This is a genomic window from Enterobacter chengduensis, from assembly GCF_001984825.2.
Taxonomy (GTDB): domain Bacteria; phylum Pseudomonadota; class Gammaproteobacteria; order Enterobacterales; family Enterobacteriaceae; genus Enterobacter; species Enterobacter chengduensis.
In genome coordinates, this window is sequence record NZ_CP043318.1 from 4388827 (window position 1) to 4408194 (window position 19368).

At 54.7% G+C, this 19368-nt stretch carries 16 protein-coding genes, 1 tRNA gene and 4 pseudogenes; 7 read left to right on the forward strand and 14 right to left on the reverse strand.

All coding sequences use genetic code 11. The annotated features are described in order from the left end of the window. Nucleotides 1–46: 46 nt before the first annotated feature. Nucleotides 47–123, forward strand: a tRNA-OTHER gene (locus tag FY206_RS21235). A gap of 723 nt (nt 124–846) precedes the next feature. Here FY206_RS21235 and FY206_RS21240 read toward each other — a convergent pair. From FY206_RS21240 to FY206_RS25480, 7 genes and pseudogenes are all read right to left on the reverse strand, one after another. After that, the gene (locus tag FY206_RS21240; RefSeq protein WP_032642188.1) at nt 847–1107 is read right to left on the reverse strand and encodes a bacteriocin immunity protein; all 261 of its coding nucleotides are present in this window, start codon (nt 1105–1107) and stop codon (nt 847–849) included. Between the two features lies 1 nt (nt 1108). Continuing rightward, the gene (locus FY206_RS25780) at nt 1109–1471 is read right to left on the reverse strand and encodes an HNH endonuclease signature motif containing protein (protein ID WP_322934277.1); all 363 of its coding nucleotides are present in this window, start codon (nt 1469–1471) and stop codon (nt 1109–1111) included. 38 nt (nt 1472–1509) lie between these two features. Beyond that, entirely contained in the window at nt 1510–2454 is a 945-nt protein-coding gene (locus FY206_RS21245; RefSeq protein ID WP_243144147.1) for an S-type pyocin domain-containing protein, read from the reverse strand. Nucleotides 2455–2603: 149 nt separating this feature from the next. After that, complete coding sequence (locus FY206_RS21250) at nt 2604–2864, reverse strand: DUF7683 domain-containing protein (RefSeq protein ID WP_032642191.1); 261 nt, start codon at nt 2862–2864, stop codon at nt 2604–2606. Next, nucleotides 2861–4426 carry a colicin E3/pyocin S6 family cytotoxin gene (locus FY206_RS21255; protein WP_045890496.1) on the reverse strand — a complete coding sequence of 522 codons (1566 nt, stop codon included), beginning with the start codon at nt 4424–4426 and terminating at the stop codon, nt 2861–2863. The genes FY206_RS21250 and FY206_RS21255 overlap by 4 nt, the downstream gene beginning before the upstream one ends. 3 nt (nt 4427–4429) lie before the next feature. After that, complete coding sequence (locus FY206_RS21260; RefSeq protein ID WP_032642195.1) at nt 4430–4915, reverse strand: hypothetical protein; 486 nt, start codon at nt 4913–4915, stop codon at nt 4430–4432. Between the two features lie 208 nt (nt 4916–5123). Beyond that, nucleotides 5124–6082 (reverse strand): annotated as a pseudogene (locus tag FY206_RS25480) (hemagglutinin repeat-containing protein); the annotation flags it as partial. A gap of 296 nt (nt 6083–6378) precedes the next feature. Here FY206_RS25480 and FY206_RS21270 point away from each other — a divergent pair. After that, nucleotides 6379–6831 (forward strand): annotated as a pseudogene (locus tag FY206_RS21270) (SymE family type I addiction module toxin). 67 nt (nt 6832–6898) lie between these two features. On the opposite strand, the gene FY206_RS21275 reads toward FY206_RS21270, so the two are convergent. The 3 genes and pseudogenes from FY206_RS21275 to FY206_RS21285 all read right to left on the reverse strand — a co-directional run. Continuing rightward, entirely contained in the window at nt 6899–7234 is a 336-nt protein-coding gene (locus FY206_RS21275; protein WP_032642209.1) for a hypothetical protein, read from the reverse strand. Beyond that, nucleotides 7234–8262, reverse strand: a pseudogene (locus tag FY206_RS21280) (DNA/RNA non-specific endonuclease); the annotation flags it as partial. The gene FY206_RS21275 and the pseudogene FY206_RS21280, both read right to left, overlap by 1 nt. Then, nucleotides 8253–8855 (reverse strand): annotated as a pseudogene (locus FY206_RS21285) (POTRA domain-containing protein); the annotation flags it as partial. The pseudogenes FY206_RS21280 and FY206_RS21285, both read right to left, overlap by 10 nt. Before the next feature lie 288 nt (nt 8856–9143). On the opposite strand from FY206_RS21285, the gene FY206_RS21290 reads away from it, so the two are divergent. Next, nucleotides 9144–10313: a coiled-coil domain-containing protein gene (locus FY206_RS21290; RefSeq protein ID WP_032642211.1), complete on the forward strand. Its 1170-nt coding sequence runs from the start codon at nt 9144–9146 to the stop codon at nt 10311–10313. On the opposite strand, the gene FY206_RS21295 is transcribed toward FY206_RS21290, so the two are convergent. Further along, complete coding sequence (locus FY206_RS21295) at nt 10314–11078, reverse strand: siderophore-interacting protein (protein ID WP_032642212.1); 765 nt, start codon at nt 11076–11078, stop codon at nt 10314–10316. 147 nt (nt 11079–11225) lie between these two features. On the opposite strand from FY206_RS21295, the gene FY206_RS21300 reads away from it, so the two are divergent. Beyond that, nucleotides 11226–11720: a PadR family transcriptional regulator gene (locus tag FY206_RS21300; protein ID WP_032642214.1), complete on the forward strand. Its 495-nt coding sequence runs from the start codon at nt 11226–11228 to the stop codon at nt 11718–11720. Here FY206_RS21300 and FY206_RS21305 read toward each other — a convergent pair. After that, complete coding sequence (locus FY206_RS21305; RefSeq protein WP_045890495.1) at nt 11717–13276, reverse strand: methyl-accepting chemotaxis protein; 1560 nt, start codon at nt 13274–13276, stop codon at nt 11717–11719. The genes FY206_RS21300 and FY206_RS21305 overlap by 4 nt on opposite strands. 336 nt (nt 13277–13612) lie before the next feature. Further along, nucleotides 13613–15133 carry a methyl-accepting chemotaxis protein gene (locus FY206_RS21310; protein WP_032642218.1) on the reverse strand — a complete coding sequence of 507 codons (1521 nt, stop codon included), beginning with the start codon at nt 15131–15133 and terminating at the stop codon, nt 13613–13615. 435 nt (nt 15134–15568) lie between these two features. On the opposite strand from FY206_RS21310, the gene ygjG reads away from it, so the two are divergent. After that, nucleotides 15569–16948 carry a putrescine aminotransferase gene (gene ygjG / locus FY206_RS21315; protein WP_032642220.1) on the forward strand — a complete coding sequence of 460 codons (1380 nt, stop codon included), beginning with the start codon at nt 15569–15571 and terminating at the stop codon, nt 16946–16948. Between the two features lie 40 nt (nt 16949–16988). On the opposite strand, the gene FY206_RS21320 is transcribed toward ygjG, so the two are convergent. After that, nucleotides 16989–17591 (reverse strand): helix-turn-helix domain-containing protein, encoded by a 603-nt coding sequence (locus FY206_RS21320; RefSeq protein WP_032642222.1) that lies wholly within the window; start codon nt 17589–17591, stop codon nt 16989–16991. A 42-nt stretch (nt 17592–17633) separates the two neighbouring features. On the opposite strand from FY206_RS21320, the gene FY206_RS21325 reads away from it, so the two are divergent. Together FY206_RS21325 and FY206_RS21330 are read left to right on the forward strand one after the other, a co-directional pair. Continuing rightward, on the forward strand, nt 17634–18320 hold the full coding sequence (locus FY206_RS21325; protein WP_032642224.1) for a B3/B4 domain-containing protein: 687 nt from the start codon (nt 17634–17636) through the stop codon (nt 18318–18320). 12 nt (nt 18321–18332) lie between these two features. Continuing rightward, nucleotides 18333–19181, forward strand: a complete 849-nt coding sequence (locus FY206_RS21330; protein ID WP_032642227.1) for a dihydrodipicolinate synthase family protein — start codon at nt 18333–18335, stop codon at nt 19179–19181. Nucleotides 19182–19368: the final 187 nt, after the last annotated feature.

Sequence of the window (19368 nt, forward strand, 5' to 3'; positions counted from 1 at the left end):
ATCTTCAAAAACAACTAACCACATGAAAATTATAGCTAAATAAGAAAAATTATTTATGGTTATTATATTGAGCAGTATCTCATAATCGCTTGGTCGCTGGTTCAAGTCCAGCAGGGGCCACCAGACACCGCAAGGGCAGGCGGGGAGTCACCCACCAGCCTGATTTTTCCGGGGATATGCCGGGGATATTCCAGAAAATTAACTATAGTGATTCATGGTTAATTTATGACCGCTCATACCATCTCACCCCCAATTTTTTATTTTCGCGGGTGCAAAAATTTGATGAAGCGGGCCGTTCGGCGATCTGCATCCAGCAGTGATTGTCATACCCCTCCCTCCCTGCCGGGTTCGCTGGTGGCCCTTTTGGTTAGCCGGTCAGACTCAACGCAATAAAAACGCATATATAGACACAGAAAAAACGTCGGTTCAGTTGGTTCACTGCCCTGCAAGCCGCGCCAGCACTGGATTTATGCGAACCAACAAACGGCAAAATGAGGTTGGTTCAGGCGGGTAAATGTTGGTTCACCGCCACCAGCAAACCTTAACAATTCTTAACATGCAAAACTGCGAATTCGCAGTTTTCACCCTGGCATTTCTTAGCCTCAAAAAATTGCGAATTCGCAGTTTTGTGCATGCCTTAAGGCTGTAGCTGCCAAGGCATTCGCAGGTTACTAATCATCGTTCATACCTTGACATTTCTATACTAAAAAACTGCGAATTCGCAGTTTCAAACCTTAATGAATCTGTATATGAAAAGTGCGAATTCGCAGTTCGAAAACTTAGGGGTGCTGGAGGTCAAATCAAAGAACGTACACACATAAAAAAGCCCCTTTCGGGGCTTGATGCTCAAGATTCTTTAAAGCCTGGTTTGCCATTGGCTATACGCCACTCCTTGACCTCTTTGACGATCCCTTCTGGGCTATCCTCTTTACCTTCCTCTGGATAGAAGATTAAATCTGAACCCGATGGATGCTCGGTAAGGCGTCTGAATTCCCTTACCCTGCGATTGTCGTCTTCTTCTGTTGGACCTTCTGCGTTATAAATTTTACGAACTAAATCTAAAAATTCGCGCTCTGTATAATCTGACAATGTTTTTTGAACAGTCATGTTATTTACTCTTCCACGTAGAATGGATCTCAATATGCCTTTTGGGTGTGGTTATGCCCATATTATCAACGTTGTAAACCTCTCCACCTTGACTTATAGGCTTAATGTGATGAATTTCTAAGCGCTCCCTTCCTCCAGCACGCTCCGCATCACGGGTGAAAGGTGAGTTACCCTTGCGTATATGGGTTTGGTTACTGCCCCTAAACTGCTTTGATAGCTCTGGATCTTTAGAAACCTCTAACCAAAACGCATTACGGAACTGGTCAAAGTTCGCAAACGTCCGTCCACGCAGCCTGTCAGCAATCTGAGTTGGAACTGGTGAGCCGTTTCCCTTACTTGCATCTGAAAGCCATGTTCCGCTCACCTTCTGGCCTTTGCCCGTAACTTGTCCGGGATTGTGCCTTAAAAAATATAAATCGGCGGCAGATCCGGCACCGGCAGGATCAGGATGTAATCCGCGAAGCTTTTTTCTTCCGGCGCCGGGCTGGTGGTGGCTGTTATGCCGCTATTATCCGGCAGCGGGTCAACGATCACCGGGTTCGGCAGCACCGACCGCGCATGGTTGCCCGTATTCGACGGCGTGTTAACTCCGCTGTTATCCGGCGTCCAGATGATGGTTATGCGCGGTTCTTCCTCCGTGGTGAATGTGTACGCCTGCAGCGTGCTGTCATAGTCCATTTTTCTTACGCGCACGTTATCCCGGCCCAGCGGTGTATGCCAGCCACGCGGTACCGGGTTCCCTTTCGCATCTTTCTCCCACGTAAACCGCACGCGGGTTGGCGCTTCCCGCATCTGTTCCGCGCGCATGCGGTCGATAAAATCCTGCTCACCGTCGTTCAGGCGGCCCGGATACATCCCGACCAGCAGACCGGCGATCGGTGCGCCAGGACCAGCGACGGCGATTTCTCCCAGCCCGGCAGCACCGCGCACCGCCCATGTGCCATATGTCAGCCCCCGGCCCGCTATTTGCTCCAGCAGGCTGGCGCCTGCCGTGGCCGTCTGCGCACGGGTAGCAGCTGCAGCAGTTGCAACGGCGGCCTGATAATCCATTTCTTCATGGTTTCCGTTCCACCAGCGATAAAGAGCGCTGCGTTTTTTCGGTTTAGGAATATCTTCTGACTTTTTCTTTTTGGCGGTCTGCGCGTGCTGGAGGGCTTCTGTATCGGTTGCCGGGTCGCTGGCCGATATGGCCTGAAAAAAAGCCATATCAGCAAAATTGGTGTGGGGTTCGCGCCGATCGCCAGCATCATTACAGCCGTTACCGCGCAGGCAGGATTTTGCAAATACCCGGTTGCGCTCCCTTTCTTCCTCCCTGCGTTTTTCTTCGGCCTGCTTTTCTGCTGCCAACTTTGCGGCGTGTTCTTCCCTGGCAATATCTACGGGATCTCGTCCACGCCCAAGCCACTGCCCTGCAGGGGCAATAACCCAATTCGTACCAGGCGGGCAATCACAATGCACTTTTGCCCCATGAACGGCTACTGGCACACCATGAAAACTTACGCGCGGCTCTCGCCTCCAGAGATCTGCAGGGTCACGTCGTCTGAAAAAAACATTCTACCCACTAACAATTCGAGCTGGAGCGCCTGTTTTTTTGTCAGATTATAAACCCCAATACCACACATAAATTCTTCCCGGTCAGTGAACTTTAATCCCAGGATATCAGCCATTTCATGGGCTTTTTCAGGTGGTAACTCTATCTCGGAAAGTAAGTCTTCCGTTTCTTTACTGTAAACATCAATCGTGTAAATAATATTCATTTTTCCACCTTTCTGGATGGGTCGGCAGGCTTCGTCTGTTCGCCTGTGACGTAGTTAAATTCGCCTAGATGATTTCGACCGGAACGATCGTACATTTCAACTGTGCCATGTTGTGAATCCCATTCGTAAATTCTTCCTGAGGAATCTTTCCAACGGTTTCGCAGTTTCCCCCCTCCCTTCACTGGCGTTTTTGCCTGTGCTTTTTTAGCATCCGGGAATGCAGGTAAGGCTGGGTTACCTTTTGGGGGCGTGTAATATTTGTGGTCAGAGTTTAAATAAATATATATCGGCGGCAGATCCGGCACCGGCAGGATCAGGATGTAATCCGCGAAGCTTTTTTCTTCCGGCGCCGGGCTGGTGGTGGCTGTTATGCCGCTATTATCCGGCAGCGGGTCAACGATCACCGGGTTCGGCAGCACCGGCCGCGCATGGTTGCCCGTATTCGACGGCGTGTTAACTCCGCTGTTATCCGGCGTCCAGATGATGGTTATGCGCGGTTCTTCCTCCGTGGTGAATGTGTACGCCTGCAGCGTGCTGTCATAGTCCATTTTTCTTACGCGCACGTTATCCCGGCCCGGCGGTGTATGCCAGCCACGCGGCACCGGGTTCCCTCTCGCATCTTTCTCCCACGTAAACCGCACGCGGGTTGGCGCTTCCCGCATCTGTTCCGCGCGCATGCGGTCGATAAAATCCTGCTCACCGTCGTTCAGGCGGCCAGGATACATCCCGACCAGCAGACCGGCGATCGGTGCACCAGGACCAGCGGCGGCGATTTCTCCCAGCCCGGCAGCACCGCGCACCGCCCATGTGCCATATGTCAGCCCCCGGCCCGCTATTTGCTCCAGCAGGCTGGCGCCTGCCGTGGCCGTCTGCGCACGGGTAGCAGCTGCAGCAGTTGCAACGGCGGCCTGATAATCCATTTCTTCATGGTTTCCGTTCCACCAGCGATAAAGAGCGCTGCGTTTTTTCGGTTTAGGAATATCTTCTGACTTTTTCTTTTTGGCGGTCTGCGCGTGCTGGAGGGCTTCTGTATCGGTTGCCGGGTCGCTGGCCGATATGGCCTGAAAAAAAGCCATATCAGCAAAATTGGTGTGGGGTTCGCGCCGATCGCCAGCATCATTACAGCCGTTACCGCGCAGGCAGGATTTTGCAAATACCCGGTTGCGCTCCCTTTCTTCCTCCCTGCGTTTTTCTTCGGCCTGCTTTTCTGCTGCCAACTTTGCGGCGTGTTCTTCCCTGGCAATATCTACGGGATCTCGTCCACGCCCAAGCCACTGCCCTGCAGGGGCAATAACCCAATTCGTACCAGGCGGGCAATCACAATGCACTTTTGACCCATGAACGGCTACTGGTACACCATGAAAACTTACGCGCGGCTCACCTGATACGATCACGCCCTGCTTTCCACATTTGGGGCAGGGCGTGGTTTTATCACCTACCCTGAGGATTCTGCGCCCAAATTCGGTGCTGTCCGTGATGGAAGCAATACACCTGGCGCCGGTGGTTGTTTTGTCATTCTCAAGCGCCTGCCCGCGCCCATAGTTATCTGTACGATATCCCATGCGTTACGCTCCGGTAACAGCCAGAAAATCCGCCCCGGTTGCAATCCCTTCACGCGTAACCAGGTATGCATGCCCCTGCGGTGTACTGATAATTTCGTCACCGTTACTCAGTACGCTACCCACCAGCGCAACACCAGCCCCTTTAAGCATACTGGCCTCGCCTGCGCTGGTGGATATGGTGGCGGTGCTGCCGTCCTGATAGGTAACGATATCCCCGACGGTGGCTATGCTGGCATACCGGCCATTGTCCAGCAGAAGTTTCCCTTCACTATCCACCGGGGCAACGATCCCCCCACGGCGGGTGATGCTCCCTGATGTCGCAATGCGCCAAATCGCTATAACGGGATGCTTCCTTTCCAGTTCCCTGCCCTCTGCAATAATCGCGCGCGCCTCATCATCCATCGCGGCTTTTTCTTCCCCTGTGAAAGGGGATCTTTTCAGTTCGGCTTTTACTTCTGGCGTTAATTCATTGGTGTATTGCTGGTTCATATAAATTCCCTTTAATTCCAGATAATTAAAAAATCAAATAATTCTACTACGGATATGTACTCTCCTTATAAATAAAGCATTTTTTGCTCATATTTAATCAACTAATAAATTAAAGCGTAAATATACAAGACGGATATTAATGCTCCTGGTTAAGCAGACTGATAGACGCTTAACGGGTCCGTACCCTGGCCGATTTCGTCCAGCGGCATCAGCGCGTCATTGTGTGCGGCGGCTTCGTTCGCCAGCCCCAGCGCCGTGCCGTGCCGTACCAGGTTAATTTGAGCGCCTCCGGCTTTCCGTAAAGGCTGCTGGCCACGCTCTGCGTGGTGGTCTTGCCGGCGCTTGATGAATTGTAAAAGTGAATGCCGAACCCGTCAGAGTCGGTAAGGCCAATCAGCGGCCCGCACAATGACGCGGCGATCGCCGTCATCATGGAATAGTTACCCGCATCCACCATGGTCTCGTTCTGCCAGACGCCGTTACCCTTCTCGTGCCCCTTGCTGCTGTTGGCGTTCGCCGAGACGCTGATGCCCGCCCCACCGGAGCCGACACCCAGGCTGCCGCCGCTGCTGCTGTTTTTACCCGTCGTCTGCTGCGTGTCCTGCGAAGCAATCAGGTTGACGTCCCGTGCCGCATCCAGCATCACATCCTTCCCGGCCTTAATCTGGCTGCCCGCCACGGTGATGTCGCTTCCGGTGGCCTTTATCGTGACGTTATTGCCCGCGCTCAGGGTGCTGTCGTCGTCTCGCTCTCACTGTGCGAGGAGGATTTGGACGACTGCGACCCCAGCGACGCGCTGACGCCGACGGTATTGTTATTACCTTTGTCAGAACTGCCTTTCGCCTGGTCTAGCGCCACCGTCAGCCCGCTGCTCTTCTGCTCAAACGTTTCATCGCGGGTGCGTTTGTCATGCCCCGGCTCAATCACCACGCTGTCGCCAGTCAGGCTGATATCCTTCTGCGCGATGATATCCGCCCCGCCGATATGCGCCTGTTTGCCTGCCGTAATGCTGACGCTACCGCCCGTCGAGCCGACGGTGCTGAAGCTCTCGCTCTGGGTCGTGCCCTGCTCGCGAAGGTCGTGGGTGGTTTTGCTACTGCCGAGGGTGAAACCGATGCCGCCCGTGCCCATCAGGCCGGACTTTTTGGTCTCTTTGAAGCGCCAGGAAATTAAGGAGGACTGTCAGGACAGGTGGACGGTCCAAAAAAAGCTGCCATTGATATTTAGTGAGTAATATTACAATAAACAATAATATTTTCTGAAGCCGCCTCTCAATTTGCATAATTAGCTTTTCATCAGATACTGCATTTTTATTCAGTCCGGTATAATCAGCGCAAAGAAAATCACCTCACAGTAAAGGAAGCGTTAACAGCATATAATTTTTATATTATTAAAGAACGCGACATGAAGGTGTACCACCACCCCCATGCCGCTAACCAAAAACAACTTTCAAGGAGTTGAATATGGCTGAGACGAATTTTAAGCCAGAGCTTACTGTTTTCAAAACAAAATCAGACGCTTTTAACAGTATTACTGAAAACCGCGATCTGATATGCAAAAATGATACCCGACGTTAGCACGGAAACCGGACTGATGCTGCCCCTGTTCATCCCCGCGCAGAAACACCTGAAGACAGTTCTGCATGCTGCGAGCTTTATTCCCGGGTGGACTGTCGATACCTTCCCCTTAGCTGCAAGTGGCTCGCAAATGCAGGTTTTATCAACGGCATGCCTGTCAAAATCCGGGTGATGAAGGATTGTATTGTGATTACGCCACAGCATACGCGTGAGTTATGGGGATGCCTGGAAGGTATGAGTGTGGTGCATATTAATAAAAAGAAAGTGGCCCAGTGGTTGAAGACTTTTCCGGGGGCGTTGAATGATTTGGGAGATGTGCCGATGATTAAGCGAGGGTAAGTAACAATTTAGTCAGATCTGATAAAACGGTCCCGGCCAGAGGAGAGTGTTCTGACCGGGGTTATTTTTAGTCGTAACGATAGTCTAAATTAATTTTCATTTTTTCAAGATCAACTGTAACAAAGCAGCCATGCCATACTGGCCGTCCACCAGTAAGCCCTTGTTCTATGTAGAAGTGCCTTAATTCTACTAATTTCTTAAGGAGTAAACTGTCTGTTGCAGAGGTTCCCGGCAAAAACCACGTTTTCTCACCTTGTTTATTGATGTAATCATATAAAAATTTTGCATGATCATTTTCAGGGGATAGCTCAGCATCCAGGAAGAGCTTCTGCGCATCCTCAGGTGCCGATTCAAACAATATCCGTCCAATTTCTGAATACAATTCATCATCACGAGAAGCCATTACTTACCCCCTGGGGTGTTGTTAAAAATCTCTCTGACTGGTCGATCATTATTTATCTGATAAGTAACTGTAAAACTATCTGGTCTTTTATTACTACCTGTATAAGATGGCTCGATTTTCACATCAACCTGCTTACCATTTTTTAGAGCGCTAGCCCAAGTATTTTCCATCTTTTTCCACGCCCCCTTATTCAGGTTGCCATCCATAGGTACAAGATTAAGCTTTTCGCCACGACCATTAAAAATACTGGCAATTAAATGCCCACCTTCATCACCAGAGGTGCCACATTTTCCGGCCTTACATTGCTGATAAGTGTTTCTGTCATTTTTCGTCCACGCTAATGTAGCCTCCGCAGAACCTGTTCGACCTTCAGCATCAATACGATACGTCTTATTACCATCCACCTGATAAACCGTATTCGGCTCCGGTTTATTCATTGCTTTGTTCCAGGCTCCTTTCTTACCGGAGTCAACAATGACAATGTTTTTTCCTTCTGTTCCTGCGGCTGGTTTCCCGCCTTTACTCATCCCTCCAGTTACAGCCCCAAGCGCAGCAGCTGCTAAAATATCAGCTTGTTGACCATCAATTCCATAACGGGTTTTAAGCTGACTTGCAAATTCTGTACTGGATACAACACCTTCCGCTTCGATCTGTTGCGCTAACAATGAAGACATATCGTTCTTCATTGCAGAAGGCACATCTGCACCTAACACGCGATCTATCGCTTCTCGTACCAGCATTCCGTTAGCTGGTATATCTCCATATTTCTCTTTACAGGCCGCCGGGTTTGTTGCACAGACGGCGATCATTTCCTGTTGCTGCTTCAGGCTGAGATCTTCCATCTCCTTGACGACCTGTTTGCAGTCGCCACGAGTCTCACACCCTCTCACCCTTGCCGCAAAACTGTCAATCCGATCGGCACTTAGCGCATTATTCTCAACCGCATTCTTACCCCCCTGCGCCCCCACTGCAGCCGACGCCGTGCTGTCTCCCGCTATCCCTCCGGCCATCCCTGCCGATAGCCCTGCCTGTCGCCGGGCAAGATTTCTATTTCAACCGGCGTCTGGCGCACGCGATTGAGCTGCTCCATCCCCTGTTCGATATCACGCAGGTTGAGAATTTTTCCTTCGAGCCCGGGGAAGGTCATGCTCAGGGTGCGCGCCGGAACGCCTTCAAGGCGTATTTGCTGGAGCTTACCTTCCAGAACCGCAAGCTGGAGAACACCACCTGAGAGATCCTGTTCGGTCAAAAACGCACGGCTGGTGATATAGCCCCGGCTGATGTACCAGTCAGACACGGCATTAGTCAGGGTATTTAAACGAGCAATATCAAGACACTGATTCAGCCACGGCGCAACCAGCCGTTCTTGAGCTAACGGAGACAGAAGACTGGCACCCGTCAGCTCGATGCGCGAGATAGCAAAACAGGGGCCTTGTGGGGTCGCGGTACTGTCGGGAGATACGGGACGCGGTAACGCCACGCTGCGCTCCAGTTCTTCACGCTGGCGCTGGTTCTCATCAAGCAACTGCTGCTGTTGCTGCTGAATGGTGGTGCGATCGGCCGGCGACAACGGGGCGGCGAGTGCGATGCCCGGCACCAGTAGCTGGATGGCCGCCAGCAGCGTGCGTGCAGATGTTTTCCCTAACACTATGACTCTCCGCTCAAAGTCCGCTTTCAAACTTGACTGTTAAAAAACGAGCAACTTATTTCAAAAAGTAAATAGTGCATATATCAACAAAGAGAACAAGGACATTTCTGGCGCATTTTCAGATTTTTGCAGGGATGCAAACTAAAGCAATATTAAAGAAATCCCCCATCGCGCCGATCATCATCCGTGTGTATTATTTCCTGTAGCGTTTACAACAACTAACCTTAACTCAAATACTTAAGCGCCAAAGCGAAAGGCATCATGAGCACACCGATCAAACGGCTAGAAATCATTAAAAATGCCATTGAGCTGGAAGATGACGACATCATCCAGAGCCAGCTGACACGCCTGAAAAATGAAGCGTTTGACGATGAGCTACAGGCAATCGTCGTGGCGCTTGAGGAGAAGAACTACACCGCGGCGATGGCGGCCATTACCGCGTGGCTCCAGGGCCAGCGCGCCGTAACCCCGTGGCGCGACCCGCAGGTGGCCGCCAGCAAGCTGGAGCTGAAGGCGCTGGAAGAGCGTCTGCGCGATCTCATTGACCGCCGCAACGCCCGCGTGCAGCAGCTTGATGAGTTTAACGACCTCTACTTCTCGCGCCTCGGGCCGCTGATGCAGCAGATCCTCGCCCTGCGTAAAACGCTGGCCGAGCTCAACCTGCGCCGTCAGCAGGCGGAAGCGCGTCGTCGCGAGGAAGATTACCGTCGCTGCCAGCGCTATATGGCGCAGGCGGTGGAGGTGCTGGCGACGCTCACCCAGCGCTGGCGCGATCTCCCGGCCGACTCCGTCCAGGCCGCTGAGGCGCGTAAGCATCTGGAGCAGCAAAGCAATCTGATTGCCAACCTGCTGGCCGAAGCGCTGGAGCTGGAGAGCGGCTTAACGCGCGAAGAGGAGCCTGCGCGTCAGGCGCGCGACGACGCTAACGAAGAGTACGAGAAGTATCGTGAGCAGCATCACGATGCCGAGGTGCGGCTGCGGAAAGGGAAGCATCTTTCAGAAGAAGATCAGAACGAACTCAAGCGTCTCTGGCGGCAGGCGAGCAAGCTCTGCCACCCGGACCTGGTGGCGGACGATCTGAAAGAAGAAGCCAACAGCATGATGGTGCAGCTCAACCAGGCGAAGCAGCGCGGCGATGTGAAAGCCATTCGCTCGCTCGTGGCCCGCCTGCAGCAGGGCTTCGAGCCATTAATGGCAAGCGACAGGCTGAACGATCTGGAACGTATCCGCAAGAAAATGGCCCAGGTCCGCGAGCAGATCGACACCCTGGTAAACGAGCTGGCTGAGCTGGAGAAAGAGGAGTCCTGGCTGCTGGTCTCCTCGCTGAGCAACATGGAAGCGTACTTTGCCCAGCAGGAAAAAGCGCTGCGCGAGGTTCGCGCCTCGCTCGAACATCAGGTGAACGAAGCGCAGCTGGATTCGGCAGCCTGATTATTTGGCGTGCCAGTACGCGCTGGCACGCACCAGCTGAGGGTCAATGTCGTCGGTTTCAAACTGACGGCTCAGGCTTTTCACCACCTTCCCTTCTCCGGTCAGCCAGATAAAGTAGTCGTCCCCCGGAACGGTCAGCGCCGCCAGATGGTCCGCGACTGCCTGCTCGCTGTGGCCTACCACCCAGGTGATATTGAACTCGCTCAGGTGCGCCAGATAGGCCTTATACGATTCATCCCCGACCGTCACGACCGCATGAACGTTCGGGCGAACCGGCAGTTTCGCAATCGCCTCCAAGCGTCGGCGCAGCGCGGGCATGCCGGATTCATCGCACGCGTACAGCTGCCAGGCGTAATCCTCCGGCACCACCAGCGAACCGCGCGGGCCGCCGATGGTCAGCTTGTCCCCTGCTTTCGCGTTTAGCGCCCAGTTGCTGGCAATGCCGCCGTCATGAATGAAGAAATCCAACGCCAGTTCATGACGGGACTCATCGTACAGGGGCGTATAGTCGCGCGCCTGCGGACGCACGCCGTCGCCCCAGTCAATGCCTTCATCGGTCACTACCGGCGGTACAAACGTTGCCCCGGGTGCCGGGAAAAAGACTTTGGTGTGGTCGTCGAAGCCGCGGGAGCTAAACCCCTCCAGCGCCTCGCCGCCTAACACAATACGCTGGAAACCCGCGCTAACGCGCTCAACGCGGAGCACCGTCAGCTCGCGAAAACGCAGATCGTTACGAACACGCTGTGGATAACGGGTAGATGCCATTTTTAGCCCCTTCTCTGGTGAATACGATATATCTAAATCAATTTTTAAATGATAATGATTACTAATAAGGAAAAATGCAAGATCTTTTAGATTGCATCTGAATATATCTTAGATATAGTTTAGATATATCAAATTTAAGGACCTGGTATGCGACACGAACACGAAGGCGGCGGGCGTCGGCCGCGCTTTTTCGGCCACGGCGATCTGCGGCTGGTCATTCTCGATATCCTGACCCGCAGCGCGAGCCACGGCTACGAGCTGATCAAAGAGATCGAGAACCTGACCCAGGGAAACTACACGCCAAGCCCGGGCGTCATCTACCCAACCCTGGATTATCTTCAGGATCAGACCTTTATCACCATTACGGAAGAAGAGAACGGGCGTAAGAAGATTACGATCACCGCTGAAGGACAAGGCTGGCTGGACGAAAACCGGGAACAGCTGGAGCAGATCCAGGTGCGGATCAAAGCGCGCGGCGTCGGTTTTCAGCTGCGAAAAAACCCGCAGATGAAGCGGGCGCTGGATAACTTCAAAGCGGTGCTAGACCTGAAGGTGAATCAGGGCGATCTCAGCGACGCGCAGCTCAGACAGATTATCGGCGTCATCGACCGCGCGGCGCTTGAGATCTCCCAGATGGATTAAGCCGGTGCGTGCTCGCTCACGCGGAAGACGCGTACCAGCTCTTTCAGGTGCATCGCCTGTTCGTTAAGCGATGCCGCCGCCGCGACGGACTCCTCCACCAGCGCAGAGTTCTGCTGGGTGGTGGCATCAATCAGGCCAATCGCGCTGTTAATCTGCGAAATGCCTTCCGTCTGCTCGTGGCTGGCCTGGCGAATTTCGCGCAGAATCACGTCCATCTCCTCCACGTTGCCCACCATCCCGTTGATCAGCGCGCTCGCTTTTTCGACCAGGTTCATCCCGTCCTGGGTCTGGCTGGTTGAGCTCTCAATCAGCTCGCGGATTTCGCTGGCAGACGACGCGCTCTTCTGGGCAAGCTGGCGCACCTCTCCGGCGACCACCGCAAAGCCGCGGCCGTGCTCACCGGCGCGCGCCGCTTCCACCGCCGCGTTCAGCGCCAGAATGTTGGTCTGGAAAGCAATGGCGTCGATCAGGTCGATAATGTCGGACATCCGGTTCGACGTTTCGTTAATCAGGCGCATTTTGCTGGTCACCTGCTTCATCATCTCGCCGTTGTTTTTGACCACCGTGGCGGCATCCGCCGAGAGGTTGGTCGCTTCGCCGGTATGCGAGGCCGTATTTTTCACCGTCGCGGTGATCTGCTCCATCGAGGCGGCGGTCTGTTCAACGGAACTGGCCTGCTCTTCCGTGCGCGCGGCCAGATCCTGGTTCCCGGCGACAATCTGCGCGGCCGCGCTGGAGATATTCTCCGAGCCGGTCTGCACCTGCTGCACAATGTCCAGCAGACGCGTTTTCATCTCCATCAGCGCATGCAGCAGCAGGCCCGTTTCATCTTTGCCGTGCGGCGTGATGCTGCCCGTTAGATCGCCTTCTGAAATGGCTTTAGCAAAATGCACCGCCTCGCCGAGCGGACGGGTGATAGCGCGCACGATAAACCAGCCGATCAGGCTGCCTGCCGCGACGCTAAAGAGCGTAATCAGGATCAGCAGCAGGCGATTAGACCTGAAATCCTCTTCGACCTGCGCGCCTGCGCTCTGCATCTCGCCGTTTTGAATGGCAATCAGCTCCTTCACCTTCGCTTTATAAGCCTGCTGCACGGCGAGGGTGGTGGTCATCATCTCCTGAATGGCACCCGCACGGTTGTTGTTCTGCACCGCCTGCAGGATGCGGTAGCGCGAGTCCAGATACTGCTGGCGCACGCTGCGGATATCCGCCAGCACCTGCTGGGACTTCTGATCCTGCAACACGTTGTTTAGCTCGCCCAGGATCACCGTGATGTGCTCGCTGATCTCTTTCAGGTGCTGCTGAGATTGCCCCGTGTAGGTCCCCTGCTCGTCCAGCAGCATCAGCTGTTGCGTGCTAATAAATTCCTGGAAATTATCGATTAACTGGTTCGCTTTTACCGTGGTTGGATAATCACTGGTAATAATGGATTGCATCCCGTTATTTGCCCGGTTCAGGCTCAGCAGAGACAGGCTCGCGCTGATCGCCATCAGGACAATAAAGAACCCAAATGCCAGAAATAATTTCGTGCCGATCTTTACGTCATGTAAGAACATATTTTCTCCATCGATGTGATTATTTCTCAGACGATCGCTGTTATCGGTAACGATTTTGCTAACTTTATGACTTTGATCGTTTTTTTATTTCATAATCACCACAATGGATAGGTACAGACTATTAATATCGCCACATCGATCGTTACCAGACCACCAGAGGGGTAATTTTCGAAATAGCACGCTGAATAACTGACTTAGGCAGGGATAAATAACTGAGGCACTTTCTTTAGTTATTTAATATTAACTTAACAATAAAACTCAGCAATAGTCACAAGCAGACGTTAAAAAACCGCTTATTCCTTACGGAATAAACGGCTTTATTGGAACATGACTGACTCAATGGAGCACGGTCACCGCATCCTTAAGACGCCCGGCGCGGTGTTTCACCATGGACGAAATGTGCGCGCTCTCCTCAACCAGGTCGGCGTTTTTCTGCGTGATGCTGTCGAGTTCGGCCACCGAACGGGTCAGCTCTGACAGCCCGGTTGCCTGCTCGGAGGTCGCGTGGCTGATCTGGGCGATAAGCTGCGTCACGTTTTTCACCTGCTCGACAATATCGTCCATCGTGCGGCCTGCGGCGTGTACCTGCTCAGAGCCGGACTGCACCTTGCTGGCGCTGGCATCAATGAGTTTACGAATATCATTCGCGGCGCTGGCGCTGCGGCTGGCGAGATGGCGGACTTCACCTGCGACCACGGCAAACCCTTTCCCCTGCTCGCCTGCCCGTGCCGCTTCAACTGCCGCATTGAGCGCCAGAATATTGGTCTGGAAGGCAATGTCGTTAATCAGGGAGGTGATCGAGCCAATTCGCTGCGTGCTGTCGGCGATGTCGTCCATGGTTTTGACGACGGTCTGCATGGCATTGCCGCCCTTCGTCGCCGCGCTGCTCGCGGCTACGGAAAGTTTATCCACCTCGGCGGCGGTTTCGGAGTTGCTCTGCACCGACGCGGCCATCTGGTTCATCGTCGCAACGGTCTGCTGCACGTTCGCCACGGTCTGACGCGTGCGATCGTTGAGATCGTCATTCCCCTGCGCCAGCCTGTCGCTGCCGTCACGGACGCTCACCACCTGACTCGAAACGTCATTAATCAACCAGCGGCACATCAGGCCAAGCTGCCCTACCGCACGCAGCGTCAGCCCCATCTCGTCGCTGCGGTTCAGGTGCTGCACGCTGTTGCGCTCGCCGGTGGCCACCCTCAGCGCCTGTCGCGCCACATTTTCTACCGGACGGACAATCTGTTGTTCAAACAGCACGGTTCCCAGCAGCATCACCGCCGCCGCCGCCGCGAGCGGTGCCCAGCCTGCGGAGGTCGTTACCAGCGTAGCGGCGAGGAGGGCAAAGAGCGCCGCCATCACGCTGCGCACGCGCCAGCGCAGCGGCATGGCCGGCAGTTTGCCCAGCCAGCCCTTGCCCACCACCAGCCCTTTGTGAATTCGCTTTTTACAGCGCCCGTCGTTCAGCGCCCGGTAGAGCGGCTCCACGGCGGCAATCTCTTCCGCGGTGGCTCGGGTACGAATCGACATATAGCCCGTCACCTGCCCGCGGCGCACCATCGGCACCGCGTTAGCACGCACCCAGTAGTGGTCACCGTTTTTGCGTCGATTTTTGACAATCCCGCTCCACGGCTCGCCCTGCTGCAGCGTGTACCACATATCGGCAAACGCGGCTTTTGGCATATCGGGATGGCGCACCATATTGTGCGGCTGGCCCGTTAGCTCATCCAGCTGATAGCCGCTCACCTGCACAAAGGTGTCGTTGGCGTGGGTAATGTAGCTGTGGACGTCTGTGGTAGACATTAAGGTGGTGTCATCGTCCAGAGGATATTCATTCTGGGTGACATAGGTTGGAGAGGACATGGCGTGCATCCCTTGCAGGTTATTTGAATGTTAATTTTGTGGGTCAATGTTTTTTCGGCGGTAAACAATTTATCTTTAGTTGTTAAACTTGATGGAGATCGCAGATTTGACTTAAACCATACTTTTTGTACGATTTTTTAATCCATTGATTTCTAATACTTTCAGCAAGAAATTACCTACAAAGCATGACCCGTTAACGCCCACTTAAGTTGCAGCCTATGCTCTTCTTTAGTGCAGCGGCTCGCTTCTCCCCTGTCTTTTACTCTCTGGTCTGTACCGCTAAATACCGTTTGGCTTCTATCGGCATGATTAAATATTGTGCAACATTATTTTAACCTGGCGTTTATCCCGATTTTCGTTATGGCATCTGAAGTGGCGTAATCCCTGCAATACTTAAACCAGTATCATGTGATACGCGATCCCCGGGAGCACATTTTGAACAGGTTACCTTCCAGCGCCTCGGCTCTTGCCTGTACCGCGCACGCACTGAATCTCATTGAGAAGCGAACGCTCGATCATGAGGAGATGAAACAGCTTAACCGAGAGGTCATTGATTACTTTAAAGAGCACGTCAATCCAGGATTTCTGGAGTATCGCAAATCTGTTACCGCCGGCGGGGATTACGGAGCCGTAGAGTGGCAAGCGGGAAGTCTGAACACGCTTGTCGACACCCAGGGACAGGAGTTTATCGATTGCCTTGGTGGTTTTGGTATCTTCAACGTGGGGCACCGTAATCCAGTTGTGGTTTCCGCCGTACAGAATCAACTTGCGAAACAACCTCTCCATAGCCAGGAACTGCTCGACCCGCTTCGCGCCATGCTCGCGAAAACCCTGGCGGCCCTAACGCCCGGCAAACTGAAATACAGCTTCTTTAGCAACAGCGGCACGGAATCGGTCGAAGCGGCGATTAAGCTCGCCAAAGCGTACCAGTCGCCGCGCGGGAAATTCACCTTCATTGCCACCAGCGGCGCGTTCCACGGTAAATCCCTGGGCGCACTGTCGGCGACCGCTAAATCCACCTTCCGCAAGCCGTTTATGCCGCTGCTGCCGGGCTTCCGCCACGTGCCGTTTGGCGACATCAACGCCATGCGCACCGCGCTGAGTGAATGCCGTAAAACCGGCGATGACGTGGCGGCGGTGATCCTGGAGCCGATTCAGGGCGAAGGCGGCGTGATCCTCCCTCCGCAGGGCTATCTGCCTGCCGTGCGTCAGCTGTGCGATGAGTTTGGCGCGCTGCTGATCCTCGACGAAGTGCAGACCGGAATGGGGCGCACCGGCAAGATGTTTGCCTGCGAGCACGAAAACGTTCAGCCGGACATTCTGTGCCTGGCGAAGGCGCTCGGCGGCGGCGTGATGCCAATTGGTGCGACGGTCGCCACCGAAGAAGTCTTCTCGGTGCTGTTCGACAACCCGTTCCTGCATACCACCACCTTTGGCGGTAACCCGCTGGCCTGTGCGGCCGCGCTGGCGACAATCAACGTGCTGCTGGAGCAAAACCTGCCCGCGCAGGCGGAGCAGAAAGGCGACATGCTGCTGGACGGCTTCCGCCAGCTGGGCCGGGAATACCCGGACCTGGTGCAGGAGGCGCGCGGCAAGGGGATGCTGATGGCGATTGAGTTTGTTGATAACGAAATTGGCTACAGCTTCGCGAGCGAGATGTTCCGCCAGCGGGTGCTGGTGGCCGGCACGCTCAATAACTCGAAAACCATCCGGGTTGAACCCCCGCTGACGCTGACCGTCGAGCAGTGCGAGCAGGTGCTGAAGGCGGCGCGTAAAGCGCTGGCCGCGCTGCGGGTGAGCGTGGAAGAGGCGTAATAAAATGCCGGGTGGCGCTAACGCTTACCCGGCCTACTTTTTATCGGTGAAACTCCGCCACGGTCATGGTGAAGTGAAGCACGGTATCGCCAGCATTGGCATAGCCGTGCGCCGCTTCCGTTTTGGCCACCGCCGACGCCCCGGCAGCTACCCGCGTTACCGTCTCGTCCACCGTCAGGGTTAACACGCCCGCGTTTACGTGCAGCAGCTCACAGGTTCCCGCCGGGTGCCCCGGAGAGGTGAAGCACTCCCCCGGCTGCATTTCCCACTGCCACAGCTCAATCATATCCGGGCCCGCTGTACCTGCCAGCAGTCTGGCGTAACCACCCTGTTCACCCTGCCACAGCACCGGGATGGCCTGTTCTTCAATAACGTGTACAACCGGCTCGCTGGAGACGTTGACAATATCCGCCACCGACACGCCGAGCGCGGCGGCCAGCTTGCACAAGATGGCAATGCTGGGGTTCGCTGCCCCTTTCTCAATCTCAACCAGCATCCCTTTGCTGACGCTGGCGCGGCGGGACAGCTCGTCCAGCGACATTTTTTTATCTTTACGCCAGTTGCGGATGCGGTTCGCCACGGCCAGGCTTACCTGGGCAACATCGGCTCCCTGCACAGTCATTATATTGACTTTATCAGTCATTGGTCACTACCATGGTATAAAACAGTCAATACAGGATTATTTATGTCTCTCGTTACGCCGTCAATAGATCCGCGTCTTGCCGGAATTGCCCCGGGCTTTCGGGCGCTGAGCATTCTGGTTGAAGCCGCGGCGATTACCCATCCAGAGATCGCCCCTGCCGCGCTGGCGCAGGCCTGCCAGCAGGTGTTGAATGATGATGTGCCTTGGGCAGATGCGCACCTCTCAAACTGGGATGAGGTATTTAAAGCCTTCGGCGCGAAACCGAAGCGCACGCCCTGCTCCGCCGCGGCCCTGCGCAAGCGGGTCTTAAAAGACGGCTCGCTGCCGTCGTTAGATCCGGTCGTGGATATCTATAACGCAGTGAGTATTCGCTACGCCATTCCGGTAGGGGGCGAGAATCTCGCGGCCTACTCCGGTGCGCCGCGCCTGACGCTGGCCGAAGGTCATGAACCTTTCGATACCTTTAAAGAGGGCCAGCCGATGGTGGAATATCCGGAGCCGGGCGAGGTTATCTGGCGCGACGACCTCGGCGTCACCTGCCGCCGCTGGAACTGGCGACAGGGGGTACGCACCCGTCTTGATAGCGAAGCGCAGTCCATGTGGTTTATTCTCGAAAGCCTGCCGTCGATGCCCTTAACGGCGCTTGAGGAGGCGGGCGCAGAGCTGATCAACAACCTGCAACGCCTCATGCCAGGCGCAACGGCTCAGGTTCAACTGCTGGAACTGTAAGAGGACAACACGATGTTTCACGGGTTAAGTGCGTTTCCGTTAACGCCCCTGAAAGCGGGAAAGTTTGACGAGCAGACCTTTATCAACCTGCTGCGCCCCCTGGTCGACGCGGGGGTGGATTCGCTGGGGGTTCTGGGTTCAACGGGCAGCTATGCCTACCTCACCGTTGAGGAGCGCACGCACATTACCCGCTGCGCGGTGGAACATGCCAATGACATTCCGGTCATGGTCAGTATTGGCGCACTGAGACTGGATGACATTCTGCGTCTGGCCGAGCACGCGCAGAAGGCGGGTGCATCCAGCGTGCTGATGGCACCGGTGTCGTACCAGCGCTTGACGACGGACGAGGTCTATTCGCTGTATGAGACGGTAACTCGTCAGCTCTCCGTCCCGCTGTGCGTTTATGATAATCCCGCCACCACCGGGTTTGAGTTTAGCGACGAGCTGATGTTTGCCGTGGCGGCGCTGCCCAATATTGGCTCGGTGAAAATGGGCCGCATGCCGGAGGATGTGTCGCAGGTGCGGGCGCGTCTTCCCAAGACGGTCACGCTGGGGATAAGCGGCGACTGGCGGGCAGCATCCGCCCTGCAGGCCGGGTTTGACGTCTGGTATTCCGTCGTCGGCGGGCTGTTCCCTCGGGCGGCACTGGCAATCGCGCACTCGGAAGACGGTACGGAATCAGAACGTCTGGCTCCACTGTGGGCGCTGTTCCGCCGTTACGGCAGCTTGCGGGTGATGGCAGCGGCAGCCGAGATGCTGGGAAAAGTGGAGGCACCGGCGCTCCCCTTCCCGCTGCAGGCGATTCAGGGTGAGCCGCGCGAGGCGCTTGCTGCGATCCTGGCGGAGCTGAAGCTGGCCTGAGAAACGCCGGGTGGCGCTGGCGCTTACCCGGCCTACAAAACTTCATCCATCTGTTGCGTCCCCGATCAAACGTGGAATCTCGCAATAATGATTCCTTTTCCAGGATGAGATATCATTTCCAGATAATCGGCCAGCAGCCTCTGAGGGACCATGCGCTATTTTTTTCTGGGATACAGCGCCTTTCCGT